At 68.5% G+C, this 248-nt stretch carries 1 protein-coding gene; it reads left to right on the top strand.

Going from position 1 to position 248, the window contains the following annotated elements; all coding sequences use genetic code 11:
* Positions 1-248: pyridoxal-phosphate dependent enzyme (locus SB753_RS40005; RefSeq protein ID WP_410805542.1), on the top strand; the 248-nt coding region annotated here is incomplete at both ends.

Raw genomic sequence — 248 nt, 5'->3', positions numbered from 1 at the left:
CAACGTGATCGCGGGGCAGGCGACCATCGGGCTCGAGATCGTCGAAGCGTTGCCGGACGTCGCGCATATCGCCGTCCCGTTGTCCGGCGGCGGTCTGTTTGCAGGCGTCGCGTTCGCGGCCCGAAGCGCGAATCGCGCGATTCGCATGACCGGCGTGACGATGGCGCGCGGCGCAGCGATGCATGCGAGTCTCGCAGCCGGACGGCCCGTGCTTGTCGAGGAACTCGATACGCTGGCCGATTCGCTCG

This window comes from Paraburkholderia sp. SIMBA_053 (genome assembly GCF_046534895.1).
In the GTDB taxonomy this organism is placed as follows: Bacteria; Pseudomonadota; Gammaproteobacteria; order Burkholderiales; family Burkholderiaceae; genus Paraburkholderia; species Paraburkholderia caledonica.
Note: the sequence above shows the minus strand (reverse complement) of the source record. Positions and strands in the feature narration are given on the sequence as shown.